Annotated in this window: 15 protein-coding genes; 5 read left to right on the plus strand and 10 right to left on the minus strand. The window is 67.3% G+C overall.

Features of this window, described 5'->3' with window-relative positions; all coding sequences use genetic code 11:
* Positions 1 to 16: 16 nt before the first annotated feature.
* Positions 17 to 3,061 (plus strand): ATP-binding protein, encoded by a 3,045-nt coding sequence (locus ACUH78_RS00060; protein WP_445332583.1) that lies wholly within the window; start codon positions 17 to 19, stop codon positions 3,059 to 3,061.
* On the opposite strand, the gene ACUH78_RS00065 is transcribed toward ACUH78_RS00060, so the two are convergent.
* The 8 genes from ACUH78_RS00065 to ACUH78_RS00100 form a co-directional block, all read right to left on the minus strand.
* On the minus strand, positions 3,047 to 3,811 hold the full coding sequence (locus ACUH78_RS00065) for a response regulator (RefSeq protein WP_418363165.1): 765 nt from the start codon (positions 3,809 to 3,811) through the stop codon (positions 3,047 to 3,049). The genes ACUH78_RS00060 and ACUH78_RS00065 overlap by 15 nt on opposite strands.
* Positions 3,812 to 3,956: 145 nt before the next feature.
* Positions 3,957 to 4,796 (minus strand): hypothetical protein, encoded by an 840-nt coding sequence (locus ACUH78_RS00070; RefSeq protein WP_445332582.1) that lies wholly within the window; start codon positions 4,794 to 4,796, stop codon positions 3,957 to 3,959.
* Between the two features lie 181 nt (positions 4,797 to 4,977).
* Positions 4,978 to 5,262, minus strand: a complete 285-nt coding sequence (locus tag ACUH78_RS00075) for a BrnA antitoxin family protein (RefSeq protein WP_418363163.1) — start codon at positions 5,260 to 5,262, stop codon at positions 4,978 to 4,980.
* Complete coding sequence (locus tag ACUH78_RS00080) at positions 5,252 to 5,467, minus strand: BrnT family toxin (RefSeq protein WP_445332581.1); 216 nt, start codon at positions 5,465 to 5,467, stop codon at positions 5,252 to 5,254. The genes ACUH78_RS00075 and ACUH78_RS00080 overlap by 11 nt, the downstream gene beginning before the upstream one ends.
* A complete protein-coding gene (locus ACUH78_RS00085) occupies positions 5,407 to 5,544 on the minus strand; it encodes a hypothetical protein (protein WP_445332591.1) in 138 nt (45 codons plus the stop codon). The genes ACUH78_RS00080 and ACUH78_RS00085 overlap by 61 nt, the downstream gene beginning before the upstream one ends.
* Positions 5,545 to 6,091: 547 nt before the next feature.
* Positions 6,092 to 6,313 (minus strand): ribbon-helix-helix protein, CopG family, encoded by a 222-nt coding sequence (locus ACUH78_RS00090; RefSeq protein ID WP_418363161.1) that lies wholly within the window; start codon positions 6,311 to 6,313, stop codon positions 6,092 to 6,094.
* Complete coding sequence (locus tag ACUH78_RS00095) at positions 6,310 to 6,774, minus strand: putative toxin-antitoxin system toxin component, PIN family (protein ID WP_445332580.1); 465 nt, start codon at positions 6,772 to 6,774, stop codon at positions 6,310 to 6,312. Before ACUH78_RS00095 ends, ACUH78_RS00090 begins: the two co-directional genes overlap by 4 nt.
* Positions 6,775 to 6,778: 4 nt before the next feature.
* A complete protein-coding gene (locus tag ACUH78_RS00100; RefSeq protein WP_445332579.1) occupies positions 6,779 to 10,309 on the minus strand; it encodes a class I SAM-dependent DNA methyltransferase in 3,531 nt (1,176 codons plus the stop codon).
* A gap of 163 nt (positions 10,310 to 10,472) precedes the next feature.
* Between ACUH78_RS00100 and ACUH78_RS00105 the strand changes: the two genes are divergently transcribed.
* Positions 10,473 to 10,655: a hypothetical protein gene (locus ACUH78_RS00105; RefSeq protein ID WP_418363158.1), complete on the plus strand. Its 183-nt coding sequence runs from the start codon at positions 10,473 to 10,475 to the stop codon at positions 10,653 to 10,655.
* On the opposite strand, the gene ACUH78_RS00110 is transcribed toward ACUH78_RS00105, so the two are convergent.
* Both ACUH78_RS00110 and ACUH78_RS00115 read right to left on the minus strand, forming a co-directional pair.
* On the minus strand, positions 10,644 to 11,978 hold the full coding sequence (locus ACUH78_RS00110; protein WP_418363157.1) for a HipA domain-containing protein: 1,335 nt from the start codon (positions 11,976 to 11,978) through the stop codon (positions 10,644 to 10,646). The genes ACUH78_RS00105 and ACUH78_RS00110 overlap by 12 nt on opposite strands.
* The gene (locus ACUH78_RS00115; protein WP_418363156.1) at positions 11,975 to 12,268 is read right to left on the minus strand and encodes a helix-turn-helix transcriptional regulator; all 294 of its coding nucleotides are present in this window, start codon (positions 12,266 to 12,268) and stop codon (positions 11,975 to 11,977) included. Before ACUH78_RS00115 ends, ACUH78_RS00110 begins: the two co-directional genes overlap by 4 nt.
* 157 nt (positions 12,269 to 12,425) lie before the next feature.
* Here ACUH78_RS00115 and ACUH78_RS00120 point away from each other — a divergent pair, with 157 nt between their 5' ends.
* From ACUH78_RS00120 to ACUH78_RS00130, 3 genes are read left to right on the plus strand one after another with little or no spacing between them, the layout of a single operon-like run.
* Positions 12,426 to 12,734: a DUF3047 domain-containing protein gene (locus ACUH78_RS00120; RefSeq protein ID WP_418363155.1), complete on the plus strand. Its 309-nt coding sequence runs from the start codon at positions 12,426 to 12,428 to the stop codon at positions 12,732 to 12,734.
* Entirely contained in the window at positions 12,731 to 13,342 is a 612-nt protein-coding gene (locus ACUH78_RS00125) for a sigma-70 family RNA polymerase sigma factor (RefSeq protein WP_418363154.1), read from the plus strand. Before ACUH78_RS00120 ends, ACUH78_RS00125 begins: the two co-directional genes overlap by 4 nt.
* On the plus strand, positions 13,339 to 13,527 hold the full coding sequence (locus ACUH78_RS00130) for a zf-HC2 domain-containing protein (RefSeq protein ID WP_418363153.1): 189 nt from the start codon (positions 13,339 to 13,341) through the stop codon (positions 13,525 to 13,527). The genes ACUH78_RS00125 and ACUH78_RS00130 overlap by 4 nt, the downstream gene beginning before the upstream one ends.
* Positions 13,528 to 13,529 lie beyond the last annotated feature (2 nt).

Genomic DNA, 13,529 nt, shown 5'->3' on the forward strand with positions numbered 1-13,529 from the left:
CTGCCGCCCATGAACCATGAGCGCCCAATCTTACGTGAAACCCGCCCCGCGCCGCTTCGGCCTGCGCGAACGCCTGATGCTGGCACTGTTCCTCGGCGCGCTGGCTACGGTGCTGGTCGCGGTGGTCGGCTGGTTCAGCTTCCAGCGCGTGGTGGGCAGCCAGCAGGCCATCGTGCGCGAGACCTTGCCCGCGGCCGATGCGCTGCACGAGGTGGTGCGCGGCAACGCCCGCCTGGCCGCGCTGGCGCCGCGGCTGGCGCGGGTGGATTCGATCGCCGAGCTGCAGGAGCTGCGCGCGGTGCTCGAGAACGAATCGGGGCGCATCCGCGAACGCCTCGCCGCGCTCGAGTCGCCCCATGTCGAGCCCGAACTGCGCGCGCGCCTGCAGGCCACCGGCGAGGCCCTCTCGGTGCGGCTCGATGCGATGGGTGACACCATCGGCGCACGGCTCGCGCTGCGCTCGGCGCGCGAGCGCGTAGCCGGCAGCCTGCGCGAGGCCATCGACGGGCTCGACGAGCTCGCGCGCATGCATACGGAGAACGCCACTGCGCTGCTGGTGACGACGCTCACCGGCCTGTTCCAGTCCGAGGCCCACGACGCGGCCGGCGCCCTCGCACCGCGGGACCGCGCCGCGGCGCGTGACCGCCTGCTCGACCTCGATCTCGACACGCTCGAGCGCATGCACGAGCTCGCGCTCACCGTGCATGCGCTCGCCTTCCTGAGCGAGCGGCTCGACGAGGTCGACTCGCCCGAGCGCCTCGCCGCCGCGCGTGCCGAGTTCGACCGCGAGCTGGTCGTGCTCGAGCGCCGCCTGCGCGACATCCCCGACCCGGTGGTGCGCGCGCAGGGCGAGCGCCTTCACGGCGTGCTCGCCGCTGCGCTGGCCAACGAGGGTGCATTTGCGCTGCGCAGCCGCGAGATCGACCTGCGTGCGCGCAGCGAGGGCTTGCAGAACGAGGTGGGCATCCTCACCACTGCGCTCGATGCGCTCGCGGGCGAGCTGATTCACCGCGGCGGCCGCATCCTCGCGGCGGCGGGCACGGCAGCGGAGGCCAGTGCCACCTCGGGGCTGATCGCCTTCGGCATCATCGCGGCGGTGCTGTTGTTGGTCACGGCCGGTGTGGGCGTGCAGGTGCTGCGCCGGCACACCTTGGGCCGGCTGCTCGCGCTCGAGCGTGCCACTCTGGCGCTGGCGGCCGGGCAGCGCGACGTGAACATCGACACGGCCGGCGACGATGCGCTGGCCTCGCTGTCGCGGGCGCTCGAGCGCTTCCGCAACGACGCCATCGAGCGCGACCGCCTCGCAGCGGCGCTGCGCCAGCACCAGCAGGAACTCGAGGACCAGGTGCTGGCCCGTACCGCCGAGCTGCGCGCGGCCAACAGCGCGCTCGCCCACGAGATGGCCGAGCACGCCAGCGCGCGCGTCGCCGCCGAGAAGGCCGACCACGCCAAGACCGCCTTCCTGGGCACGGTGAGCCACGAGCTGCGCACGCCGATGGCGGGCATCCTCGGCCTGATCGAGCTGCTCGAGGGCGCGCCTGCGCCCGCCGAGCGCGCGCAGTATCTGGCGCAGATGCGCGCCGCGGCCACGCTGCTGCTCGAACTGCTCGAGGACATGCTCGACTTCGCCCGCATCGAGGCCGGCGGCGTGCATCTGGATACGCTCGCCTTCAGCCTGCGCGATGCGGTCAATGATGTGTTCGCGGTGCAGGGCACGCGCGCATCGGCGCGCGGGTTGGCGCTGGTGGCAGACATCGACCCGGCGCTGCCGGAGCAGGTGCTGGGCGATCGGCGCAAGCTGAGCCAGATCCTGCTCAACCTGGTGGGGAATGCGATCAAGTTCAGCGACGAGGGGGCGGTGACCGTCCGCGTCCGTTCCGGCACGGAGGACGGGCGCGTGCGCTTCGAGGTCGAGGATCACGGTATCGGTATCGACCCTGCACGGCAGGCGGAAGTGTTCGAGCCCTTCGTACAGGTGCGCGACCACGGCCGCCACCACGCGGGCACCGGGCTGGGGTTGGCGGTGTGCCGGCGTCTGGTGCGGGCGATGGGCGGCGAGATCACGCTGGTGAGCGCGCCGGGGCAGGGGACGACGGTGCGCTTTGCGTTGCCGCTCGCGTCGCCGGTCGGGGTGGCCGCAGTGGCGTCCCGGGCCGCGGCCACCAGGACCGCCGAGGCCGCTGCGGTGGCGGCTGCGCTCGCCCCCGGGCACGGGGTGCTGGTGGTGGAGGACGACGAGGTCAACCGCATGGTGGTGGAGCGCTTCCTGCAGGGGCTGGGGCAGCGGCCGGTCTGCGCGCCGGACATCCAGTCGGCGCTGCGGGCACTGGCCGGGCGGGCGTTTGATGCGGCGCTCATCGATATGAACCTGCCCGATGGCGACGGTCGTGAGATGCTGGCCCGCCTGCGCGCGCTGCCCGAGCATGCGCAGACGCCGGCGGTGCTGATGTCCGCGCATCTGCCCCGGGCCGAGGTGGATGGTCTGCTCGCGGCCGGATTTGGCGCTTTCCTGTCCAAGCCCTTCACGCGCGAGCGCCTGTGCGCCGTGCTGGCGGGGTTGATTGGGGGGGCGATCGAGGGCGGGGCAGCCGAGGTGCATGACGGTGCCGCGCAAGAGGCTCAACGGCTGGGCGCGGGCAAGGAGGCGGACGGGGAGGCGGACGAGGAGGCGGTCGCGGAAGGGGCGCAAGGGGCGGGTGGTATCACCCCGTGGGTCGATGTCGACTTTCTGCGCGGCGAGGCGGTGGCGCTTGGGCCTGAGGTGCTCGACCGCATCCTCGCGGTGTTTCGCAGCCAGGGGGATGGGCTTGTGCAGGCGCTGCGCGCCGCCGCCGTGGCCGGTGATGCGGAGCAGTGCAGGCTGCTGGCGCACAAGCTGCGGGGCGCGGCCTCCAACGTCGGGCTCAGGCGCCTGGGCGAGGCGGCCGCGCAGCTCGAGCAGGAGATCGCCACGATTGCCGCGGCAGGCGAACTGGACGCGCGCGCGAGGGCGCTGGCCGATGCGTACGCGCAGTCGCTGCGGTCGCTGGATGCGTGGCGCGCCGGCTCAGTCGCGCCCTGAATCCGGGACGGACGCGCTGCTGCGTGCAGACTCGGTGTCGACCGCCAGCCGGTAGCCTTCGCTGCGCACGGTGGTGATCAGCGACTCTGTGCGCTCGGCGGCGTCGAGTTTGGCGCGCAGGCGGCGCACCAGCACGTCCACTGTGCGGTCCTGCGGCGACCAGTCGTGGCCGCTGACGGCGCGTGACAGGCGGTCGCGGTTGAGGACCTCGCCCGGGTTGCGCACCAGCAGTGCCAGCAGCTCGAACTCGCCACGCGTAAGGGCCACGTCGGCGCCGTGCGGGTCGCTCAGGCGGCGGCGCGGCAGGTCCAGGGCCCAGCCGGCGAAATGGAAGACTTCGCCGGCGTCGGTCTGGCGCGCACCGGTCGTGCGGCGCAGCAGGCTCTTGACCCGCGCCAGCAACTCGCGCGGGTTGAACGGCTTGGTGACGTAGTCGTCTGCACCCACCTCCAGACCTACGATCTTGTCGATGTCGTCGCTGCGGCTGGTGAGCAGGATGATGCCGATGCCCGGCGCCCGGGCCCGCAACTCGCGCGCCAGTGACAGACCGTCCTGCCCGGGCAGGTTGATGTCGAGCAGCACGAGGTCGGCGCCGCTGCGCTCGAATGCGCGCCAGAACGCCTCGCCATCGCCGGCCAGCAGCACCCGATAGCCTTCCTGCGAGAAGTAGGCATCGAGCCGGGCCTGGGTGACCAGGTCGTCGTCGACAACGAGCAGGGTGGCGGTGCTGGGTTCGGCGTTGGGCGACATGCTTGGACAGGGCTGGATGCGAGCCACCATTCTAAGGCCAAGCGCTGGCCGTGACCGAGCGGCGACGCGTGTTGCGGCCGTGATGCACGGGCCGAAGATGGGCGCGCGGTTGTCCTGCCTGCGCGGCGACTCGGGTCCGCCTGCCTCAATAATCGAACGCTGCCTTGCCCCCGGGGCGCGCGAAGCCGCTGACGATCCAGGCCGTCGCGCTCGCGGTGTTGAGGCGGAAGTCGGGCGCCACGCGCACCTGCGCGACCTCTTCGCCGGCCTCGTCGAGTGCACTCAGGATTGCAAAGGGCTCGTATTCGTCGGGCGTGATGTCGAGGCGGACCTCCCACTGCGCATCCAGCGCGAACACGGTGAGCGACTTGTGCAGCATCGCGTGTGCCTGCTGTGCGTGGCGCTGCAGCACCTCGGTCGCGGTCTTGACCAAGGTGTTGAAGGCAGCCTGGTCGAGCGGTTTGGGGTTCTTTTTGTCGCGGCCCATGGTCCACGGCCCGACCAGCGCGGGCTCGGCCTCGCCATCCTTGAGCATTTCCACCGCCCAACCGTCGTCTTCCTGGTTCTTGATCACGCGCGCTGTCCAACCGTCCAGTTGCCACAGGCGGTCGGTGCGGGTGGCGGGGGCATCGTCGATGGCGGGAGTTGCGGGCTGGGAGTGGGTGGGGGGCTGGGAGTGGGTGGGGGGCTGGGAGTCGGTGGCTTCGGGCATGGGTGAGGTGGCTTCGAGAGGGGGCGTTGAGGGCGGGCAAACGGGAATGTTCAGGGGCAGAGGGGCGAAACAGACCGCTGCGGCAGCCCTGTCCGCGTCGGCGCCGATCGGCTCGATCATGGGGGGCGGCAAGGGTAAAGCCAGCAGCATGGCGCCTTCGTCCGTGGCGGACACGCGTGCGCGGGCCGGTCTGCGGGCGGGCTTGCGACGCGCGAGCGGCGACTCGGCGTGCGCGGCCGGGGCCGCGAACAGGGTCATCTGATCGTGAGTCATCTTCAGTCTTCCTGAGGTGGACTGATATTTTATACAGCTTTGTGAAGTCCTTCGAGTCCAGGCCCGGCTTTTTGCGCGGCCAGCCTACGGCTTCCTTCCGTTTCTGGTAGCCGCCCGATGTGCCCGCAGGCGTGCACGGGCGCAACTGGGGATGTCCCAGTTTTTCGTCGGAAGATAAAGACTAAAGGCGTGTTTTGACCCATTCGCGCAGCGCGTCATTCATTCGCGTCTGCCATCCCGGCCCACCCGCGCGGAAGGCCTCGAGGATGTCGTGATCGATGCGGATCGCGACCTGTTCCTTGGTGCCTGAACCCGCTGGGCGTCCCCGTTTGCGCCGGGTCGCCTCGATGCCTGCGGCCAGCTCGGCAGCGGTCGCGGGGCGGTCATCCTCATCCGAACCGTCCCACACAAAATCCTGCGCCGGCGGTATGGCGCGTACCGCCTCCAGTACGGCCTTACGCTTCATCGCATTCGTTTTCGAGCCACTCATCGTATACCTCGCGTTCTTCCCGACTTGCCCTGCGAAAGCTGATCACGCGTGCTGCACCCTCGCGCCCGGTATGCACCACCGTCAGTACCGCCAGAAAGCCTAGTGCGTAAGAAATGGACATCATGCGGCGTTCGCCTGCGCGTCGAACTGGAATATCCAGCCGATAGCGGGAATCGAGCACCTCGCCTGCCGCAGAAAAATCCAGTCCATGTTTGGCAGATTGGCCCGGCGCTTTGCCTCGTCCCAGATCAGCCGCATGTTGATGCGTTTAATGTAGATGCGTTAATTGTTGAATGCAAGTTTTTTGTAGATGCACTTAAGCACTTCAAGAAGCGACGTCACCCTTGCAGCCGATACGCGCCGTCCTCGCGCGCCACCATGCCCAGCTCCTCCAACGCTTCGAGCACGGCCTGCACGCCGGCGGGGGGCGTGAGGGGCGCAACTGGTGTACGTCCCCGTTTTCCGGGGGTACGTCCCCGTTTTTCCGCGTCCCCGTTTTTCCGTTTTTCGTCACTGTCGGCCTGGGCGGACAGCGCCCGCAATCGGCAAGGTCACAGCTTCTTGATTCGATCGTTGATGATGCCCAAGCCTACGCATACAGCGGCAATCACGCCCAATAAGGGCCATCCGAGCTTTCCGAAAAACGAGAGCACCATGATCCCGGCGATCGGGGCGACGACACCCGCAACGAATATCGTTATCAGCAAAGACCACATTTCAACACCCCCTCTCACCCGATCGCCTTCCGGGTGATCGATGGTTTTTCGTAATCGGTGTATTTCCGCGTTTCTCCGTGCTCCCGCCTCTAATCGCGATCCGCAGCATCGAGCCGGTCCAGAACCGCGAGCGCGGCTCGAACGTCGCCCGTGGCCGCAAGGGCACGAAAGTGATTCTCCGTATCCCACGCGGCAAGCGCCTGCGCGCTGAGTTCTTCGATCAGCTTGTTCATGCTCTGTCCGCGGCTGTGTGCCAGGGCCTTTAGCCTGGCGGCAGTGTCGTCGGGCAATCGAATCGTCAAAGTGCTCATGGCCACTCCTTCAATGCTTCAGCAGGCGTCATCACGCGCAGGGCACCGAGCTTCAGCTCACCCCGCCCGACATCCCGGACGTTATGGGTGATGATTGCAGCTGCATTCCCGGCAAGCGCCAGTTCGAAAAGATGGTTGTCGCCCTCGTCAGGAAGATTCGGGCGCCAGCCGAAATAGACCGAAACCCATCGCCCTCGGTGTGCAAGCGCCGCCAGCACCTGTTCTCGCTCAGCCAGGCTCGTTGCATCGCCCCACACCGGCCGACCGAGCAGATCGTTGTATTCCAGCCAGAGTGCGTTCCCGAACAATGCCTGGAAATTTCCTGACAACGCGCGGCGCAGCACCTGTCGCGACGCACCTCCCGCTGAGCGCAAAGCCGCGACGAAGACATTCGTGTCGATGACGACTGGCACGACGTTGACAGCATAGGTGCTGTCAGATTCCCGGACAAGACGGCTCATGCAGTCACCCCTGCAACCGATACGCGCCGTCCTCGAGCGCGACCATGCCCAGCTCCTCCAGCGCTTCGAGCACGGCCTGCACGCCGGCGCGGGGCGTGCGCTTGAAGCGGGCGGCGATGGCCTCGGCGGGGAGCGGTTGGTGGGCCAGCGCGCTGCGCACGGCGGCGACCTGTTCGCGCATGCCCCTGGGCCACGCGGCCTTGCCGCTGGTCGCGGGCGTGGCAGAGGCTTCGGCCTCTTCGGCCGGGCCGAGGTCGGCTTCGACCTGGGAGGGGGTGGTAGCGGTGGCCGTGGCTGAGGTGGCGCCGGGGTTCTGGTAGTCGGGGCGCAGCCAGCGCACCAGGCCGCGGGCTTCTTCGGCGGCGCGGGTGGCGTTGAGCTCGACCAGGCGGCGCAGCAGCTCTTCCTCGGCGGCGGCCTGGGCCTCGGGCTTGTCGGGCAGCGGCGTGGTGGCGCCGGGCTTGCCGACGAGTTGGGCGGCGAGGTCGCTCCAGCCGTAGGCCTCGAACACCGCGGTGTCGAGCGCGTCGTGCAGTTCGCGCAGCACCGACACCAGGCCCTGCTCGTGGATCGTGCGTTCCTTGGGCGTCAGCGTGTCGCCGGCACGCAGCTTCTCGAGCACGTTGTACATGCCGGTGAGGGTCAGCTCTGGGTGCAGCGACTGCTGGCGCTTGCGGTGGGTGTCGAGCTGCTCGGCGAGGTCGCGGATGCGGGCGGCTTGGGTGGGCGTGGGGTCGGGGAAGGGGAAGGTTTCGAAGCAGACGGACTTGTTGTAGCGGGGGCGGTCTTCGAGGGTTCCACCAGCAGCCAGCGCCCATGAGGCATGTAAACGACTTGAGAGGATTCCGAGATGCAGTTGGTCTTCGAGCCCTAGAGTAACTAACGTGCTATCTGGTGCGTCCACCGCGGGCAGAGCAGTGAAGAAGCGATGTTTTGACGTTTCGATGGTTGCGAGATAGCTCTGCAGCCCATCCGTGAAGCGTCTAAACACAGGGCGTGGATGGCCGATAACCCACCAGTTGTCGCGAAAGATTCGGTTTCTGTTCTGGTCTCGCTCTGGTTTCGCGCGCGTCAAGAGGTACTGATAAACCCTTGGGAAGCCTTCCCGGAGCGCTTCGAGAGACACGCCGAAGAAGTCCAGCACGTAAAGGCCACGTCGTTCTCCCGCGAGGTCTCGGCCGTTAATGTACGGCCGGATATGGCGTTCAAGCTCAGGTGTTTCCCCGAGGCCGAGTTCCTTTGCTTCGATATGTGTGATCTGAAATGCCGCTCCAATGGTCTTGAAGCCCACCGCGCATAGAAGCTGGTTGCTCATCAAGGCAACAGCCTTTGTCAGATCGGCTCCAATGCGTAAGTCAGCATGTACCTTCCCACGACTAATCGTCGCCTCGTCGACAAGATCCTCGTCAGGTGACTCCCCTTTGTCGTGTTCTTTGGTGACGACGAAAACATCTGCCTCGCAAGCGCCACGTCGCGCTGCTGTCATCGAAATCCGGACCGCAGCTCCGTCCTTGGTATCGACCCAGGGATGATCTGGTATCACGAAGACGAGAGAAAGAGGCGCTTTCTCTGAATCAATGAAGGGTGCGATCACGCGGCGGTTGTAGGTCTGACGGATGGAGTTTGATGCGATGAAGCCGAATGATGTCGCGCTGTCAGATGCCACGAGCCCAGCCGCTTTGTGCCACCAACGTAAGACGAAATCGCTCGCTTGTGGCACGTCGGGCCACGCTGCCTGCAGCGCATCAACATATCCGTCACCAAGCTCTTGGCGCATGAGCTTTGCGCCAATGAACGGTGGATTCCCCACGATGTAATCCGCCTGCGGCCATTCGGCCTTGCGCGGATTCACGTAGCGCATCTGCACCACCTGCGCGCTCTCGTCCGGAATGTCCTCGCCGGTGATCGGGCTCTTCCGGTAGGTCACGCCGTCCCAGCGCGTGACCGGGCGGCCGGCTTCATCGGTGACGGGCTCTTCACGCTCGTAGTCGATCAGCGCGTCGCGGTGCTCGATGTTGCGGAAGTCGCGCAGCACCGGCTCGGGCGGGTTCACCGAGCCGTGGGTGCGGAAGTGCCATTGCAGGTAGCCGATCCACAGCACCATCTCGGCGATGCGGGCGGCGCGCGGGTTGATCTCGAGGCCGAGGAACTGGTGCGGGTCGACGGTGACGCCTTCGAGTTCGAGCAGGCCCTGCGATTCGCCGAGGTCGTGCAGCAGGTTGAGCACTTCGCCTTCGAGGCGCTTGAGGTGTTCCAGCGTCACGTACAGGAAATTGCCGCTGCCGCAGGCGGGGTCGAGCACACGCACTTCGCACAGGTGGCGGTGGAAGGCGCGGATCTCGGCGACGGCGTCCTTGTGCTTGCCCTGTTGCTCGTAGGTGAGCGCGGCGGCCTGCACTTCGCGCCATTCGGCGCGCAGCGGTTCGATGACGGTGGGCAGCACCAGGCGTTCCACGTAGGCGCGCGGGGTGTAGTGGGCGCCGAGCTTGTGCCGCTCGCGGGGGTCGAGCGCGCGTTCGAGCAGGGTGCCGAAGATGGCGGGTTCGACGTAGCGCCAGTCGGCCTCCGACGCTTTCAGCAGCAAATCGAGCTGGTCGCGGTCGAGCGGGATGGCGCTGGCCTCTGCAAACAGGCCGCCGTTGAAGCGCAGCACCTTGTTGCGCAGGATGGGCGAAAAGCCGCCGGTGTTCATGTTCTGCCACAGGTGCTCGAGCATGGGCGCGAAGGCGTGCGGCTCGCCCTTGAGGCTTTCGAGCAGTTCGGTGAAGGCGCGCGGCGGCAGCAGGCCGACGTCTTCGGCAAACATGGTGAACAGCGCGCGCATGAGGAAGCCGGCAACCTGCTGCGGCGGGTGGCCGGCGGCCTCGAGCGACTTGGCGAGCGAGGCGAGGCGGTCGGCGATCTCGCGGGTGACGCGGGCGGAGCGGCGGGCGGGGTCGAGGCTGAGCGGGTCGAGCCAGACGTCGCGCAGGCGCTGGCGGATGTCGTCGCGGCGCAGGTCTTCGAGGCGGATGCGGTGGCTGCGCGGGTCGGGGTAGGGCGTGTAGGTGGCGCCCGAGCGGCTGAATTCGGCGTACAGCTCGATGTTGCGGCCGACGTCGGTGACGAGGATGAAGGGCGGCCGGCCTTCGTCGGCGGGCAGGGCGCGGGCGTACTGGTCGGCCTGGTTGTGGGCACGCAGCATGGCCTTGTCCCAGCCCGAGGTGTCGAGCGTGCGGCCAGTCTGCTTGGCCTCGAGCACGAAGGCGCCGCGGCGGTAGAGGTCGATGAAGCCGTTGTTGGCGCTGCCGTCGGGCTGGCGCATCACCACGCGGCGCTCGAACACGTAGGCGTTGTCGCGCGTGTCGTCGCCAGCGGGGTCGGGGCGCGGCAGGCCGAGGAGTTCGCACAGCTCGGTGAGGAAGAGCTGGTAGTTGGCGCGCTCGCTGCCGCCGGCGTGCTGCCAGCGGGCGATGAAGGTGTCGAGGGCGGCGGGGGTGGCGCTGTCGGCGGGCTGGGGCGAGGCGGATGACGAGGTCACAGGGGGCGCATGCATTCGGGTTGGGACGCGGGGATTGTAGCGGGCGCGGTGGGGTCGGTACGATGAGTCAACATGTCGGTCGTCGGATAGATCCGGTATTACGTCGTCTTCGTGGATCGTCCGGAAGGCTGGCGGGTGATCAGCCTTCGAAAGGCCAACCAGCGAGAGGTCAAACGTTATGCCGAAGCTTAAGACGGGAACCCCGCACCCGAGCGCCGAAGAAGATGCCGTCATCACGGCGGCTGCGCTGTCGGATCCGGATGCGATCCCCTACACGGACGCGGAGTGGGAGGCGGCCAAGCCCACGATCCGCTTGTCGCGCGACGTGGTGCGTGGCGGTTCGGAAGATTCAGAAAAGTGATGAATCGACCTTCGCCACCGCGGGTGCCATGCCGGCCTGGCGCTCGCACTCGGCGGCAACCAAGGTGCGCAACTGCTCGATGAGTTGGGGCGCCACCCCGGCGGCTCGCGCATCCTCGCAGGCCTTTGGCAGGCCGTCGCGCACGCGCTGGGCCATGCGCGCAAGCTCGGTGCTCACCTGGCGGAAGGGCAGCGCGCAGGCGTGCGCGAAGTTGGCCCACTCGTACGGTGACAGCGCTTGCGCGTGAAAGGCGTTGCCGATGGCCATGGCGTAGGTGTCGAGGAGTTGCTCGCCGCCGAAGGCGAGTCCGCAGACGAGGTCGTAGGCCGGGGCGAGCGAGAGCCCTTCACGGTCCAGGTAGAAGGAGAGGTTCTTCGCGTGCGCATCGGTGTTGCCGATCAGCACCTGGAAGAGGGTCCAGCGCAGCAGGGCAAGCCGTTCCGCGGCAGGCCGTGCGCAGTGCTCGAGGAGCGCGAAGAGCATCGGCAGCGACGCCCCCTCGCGCAGGTCGCGCACATCTCGGGTGTCGCCGTAGGGGCGCTCGTACTTGAGCGCCGACGACAAACCCAGCGCCTGGCAGCCGTCGATGATGTGCCGGCGCGCAACGTGCCCTGCGCCACGTTCACGGTCGAAACGCTTCACGACCAGCACCGGCTCGGGGACGTGCACGAGCGCGACCTCGGCGACAGGCAGCTTTGCCCACTGGGCGAGCCGCATGCAGAAGTATTCGTTGGCGGTGAGTCCGGCAAGCTGCGCGGTGACCGGCTCGGGCTTGAGGATGTGGGTAGAGGCGAGCTGCCCGCCCTCGACAAGCGCCCACTGACCGTCCTCCTCAAAGACGGCAATCTTGTCCTGAAAGCCGGCGATGGATAGCCGCACGCGGCCGTCCCAGACAGAGAAGGGCTGAAAGGGGCGTGCCCGGATGCGCGCCGAGAGTTCCGCATGTGACAGCGGGCGGCGAGTCGCTGCTGCCGGTGTTACGTCCGTCCCGGGGAGGCGCAATTGCAGCGCCCCGGCGGTCTCTCCGCCCAGTGCCGCCAGCAGCCCCATCAGGTTGCCCTTCGAGAGCTTGTGCGTGCTTGCCGCGTCATCGAGCGCCTGCCCCTCGGGCAGCAGATTCTCGAAGAACTGGCGCACCAAGGCGCTGTGGCGCTCCTCCGTCATTGTCTCGTCGACTTCGAGCGGCAAGGTCGGGCCGAGGGCGTAGCGCGCCTTGCGGGTCAGCCACGCCGGGCTGTAGTGGAACGCATAGCGGTGCGTCTGCGCCGTGTAGCTCAGCGTGCCCGCGAGCTCGCCATTCATCAGCACGTCGAGCTTCATCATTCACGCGCCTCGCGGATGCGCTGCACGATCGTGCCGGCGTCGCCCGCCGGCGCGATGAAGAGGCTCACACCAAGGGCCTTCGCCACCCGCAGGGCGATCCCCAGTCCGACGCTTGGCTTGCCTGCCTCCAGGTCGCCCAGGGTCTGTTTGGCGATACTCACCGCCAGTGCCGCTTCTTCGAGTGTCAGTCCGCTGGCGGTGCGAGCCGCACGAATGGCCGCCCCGAGTGCGTCAGGCGTTGTGAGCTGCGGATCGGTGGGGAAGGGGGTAGGGACAACACGACGCGCCATGAAAATACTCCCAAGACCGTAGGAGTATAGGCGATTCAGGCCCATGAATCGACAATACACCTATTAAAGTAGGTGAATAAATTGTGCGGTACATTGATGGGTATATTGCGCCTATTATGGTAGGCGTAAAATAGTGGATTGCGTGACGCGACGGAGCATGTGCTGTGAGCGAAGTGCGCGCACGCAGTACGCGCTCAGGACCTGGGACGGCGTTTCCGCCGCCGAGGCGGTCGCCGAGCGCAGCATGGCCCTGCTCGGCCGCCCCATCGAAATCGACCTCGAGGCGACGCCGCACCTGTTCTGGCTGTGGCGTGTCGATGCGCCCCTGGCCACCGCCGACATGACGACCAAGGCCGGCGACACCAAGGCCGGCGACGACTATGTGGCGCGGGACGAGGCGTGTATCGTGCCCGAATCTGCGACGAGGCGCGATGATCAGGTAGCACCCGACAGGAGCGAAGAATGAGCGAGGCCAGCGCACAGGCCGCAAGCCCACTTTGGGACGACGCCTCGATCACCGCGATCCGGCGCGACATGCTGCGCTTTGCACGCATGCAGTTGCGTGACGCAGCCGCCGCCGAGGATATGGTGCAGGAGGCGCTGATGGCGGCGATGACGAGCGCGAGAAGCTTCGCTGGGCGGTCGGCGTTCAAGACCTGGATGTTCGCGATCCTGCGCAACAAGATCGTTGATCACATCCGTGCGTCGTCGCGCGAGATCTGCGGCTCGGACCTTGTCGGGTCGTCGGAAATGGACGCCGGGCTGGAGGCGTTCGATGTGCTGTTCAAGCGGGGAGGGCACTGGAACCCTGAGGATCGCCCCGCGACCTGGTCCGACCCGGAAGCCGCGTTCGAGCAGGACGCCTTCTGGAGGGTGTTCGACATCTGCATGAACAACCTGCCCGAGCGCATCGCCCGCGTCTACACGATGCGCGAGCTCCTCGAACTCGAGACCGCCGAGATCTGCGCGGTGCTGGGCATCACCCGCAACAACTGCTTCGTCATCCTGCACCGCGCTCGGCTCGGGCTGCGCCTGTGTCTGGAAAATCGCTGGTTCCTGGGAGAGGCCCGATGAAGATGATGAACTGCAAGGATGCGACCCGGCTCATGTCCGAGCGCTACGAGCGCACGCTCAGCCTGCGCGAGCGGTTGTCACTGAAGGTGCATACGGCAATGTGCAAGGGGTGCTCGAACTACGGCGAGCATCTGGATGTGTTGCGCCTCGCCGCCAAGCGGCTGCGCGAGGGCGGCAAGGGCTAGTC

The sequence above is a fragment of the Thauera sp. ZXT1-4 genome (genome assembly GCF_052598215.2).

Excerpts from the sequence above, each read along its gene's own strand:
- ACUH78_RS00070 (WP_445332582.1), bottom strand. The coding sequence starts at position 4,796 with ATGACTCACGATCAGATGACCCTGTTCGCGGCCCCGGCCGCGCACGCC.
- ACUH78_RS00090 (WP_418363161.1), bottom strand. The coding sequence starts at position 6,313 with ATGAGCACTTTGACGATTCGATTGCCCGACGACACTGCCGCCAGGCTA.
- ACUH78_RS00130 (WP_418363153.1), top strand. The coding sequence starts at position 13,339 with ATGAAGATGATGAACTGCAAGGATGCGACCCGGCTCATGTCCGAGCGC.
- ACUH78_RS00095 (WP_445332580.1), bottom strand. The coding sequence starts at position 6,774 with ATGAGCCGTCTTGTCCGGGAATCTGACAGCACCTATGCTGTCAACGTC.
- ACUH78_RS00065 (WP_418363165.1), bottom strand. The coding sequence starts at position 3,811 with ATGTCGCCCAACGCCGAACCCAGCACCGCCACCCTGCTCGTTGTCGAC.
- ACUH78_RS00110 (WP_418363157.1), bottom strand. The coding sequence starts at position 11,978 with ATGATGAAGCTCGACGTGCTGATGAATGGCGAGCTCGCGGGCACGCTG.
- ACUH78_RS00115 (WP_418363156.1), bottom strand. The coding sequence starts at position 12,268 with ATGGCGCGTCGTGTTGTCCCTACCCCCTTCCCCACCGATCCGCAGCTC.
- ACUH78_RS00105 (WP_418363158.1), top strand. The coding sequence starts at position 10,473 with ATGCCGAAGCTTAAGACGGGAACCCCGCACCCGAGCGCCGAAGAAGAT.
- ACUH78_RS00085 (WP_445332591.1), bottom strand. The coding sequence starts at position 5,544 with ATGCGGCTGATCTGGGACGAGGCAAAGCGCCGGGCCAATCTGCCAAAC.
- ACUH78_RS00075 (WP_418363163.1), bottom strand. The coding sequence starts at position 5,262 with ATGAAGCGTAAGGCCGTACTGGAGGCGGTACGCGCCATACCGCCGGCG.
- ACUH78_RS00120 (WP_418363155.1), top strand. The coding sequence starts at position 12,426 with ATGTGCTGTGAGCGAAGTGCGCGCACGCAGTACGCGCTCAGGACCTGG.
- ACUH78_RS00100 (WP_445332579.1), bottom strand. The coding sequence starts at position 10,309 with ATGCATGCGCCCCCTGTGACCTCGTCATCCGCCTCGCCCCAGCCCGCC.
- ACUH78_RS00125 (WP_418363154.1), top strand. The coding sequence starts at position 12,731 with ATGAGCGAGGCCAGCGCACAGGCCGCAAGCCCACTTTGGGACGACGCC.
- ACUH78_RS00060 (WP_445332583.1), top strand. The coding sequence starts at position 17 with ATGAGCGCCCAATCTTACGTGAAACCCGCCCCGCGCCGCTTCGGCCTG.